This is a genomic window from Paenibacillus sp. EKM206P, assembly GCF_011066155.1.
GTDB classification, from domain to species: Bacteria; Bacillota; Bacilli; order Paenibacillales; family Paenibacillaceae; genus Paenibacillus; species Paenibacillus polymyxa_D.
Genome location: NZ_JAAMNQ010000107.1, coordinates 1 through 285, shown reverse-complemented (window position 1 = coordinate 285; position 285 = coordinate 1). Strand labels below are relative to the sequence as shown.

Here is a 285-nt window from a genome sequence, read left to right as displayed (position 1 = left end):
TAAATGAATCAGACTGCGTTCATGACCCGTCCACGTATACAGCATCATGCCCAAAGCCGTCAGCAACAGATCGTTCACTTCCGTGTTATATGCGCGGTGTGCTTGCTTCAATAGTCTTTCTGTCTCTTCTTTCGTAAGCTTGACGACCACTGTATCTGTGTCAGCCAAAGTAAATGAGTCAGCCTGTGCTTGATCCTCAGGTAAACGAACTTGGTCAGCCAAAGCAGCTGCGTTCCATTGTTCCCAGTAGGCGTGTTCACTGTCCATGGCTGCGCTATTCGCATA

Annotated in this window: 1 protein-coding gene; it reads right to left on the bottom strand. The window is 48.4% G+C overall.

The window, feature by feature from the left end:
* On the bottom strand, positions 1-285 hold a 285-nt coding region (locus G9G53_RS25925; RefSeq protein WP_165150909.1), incomplete at both ends, for a condensation domain-containing protein.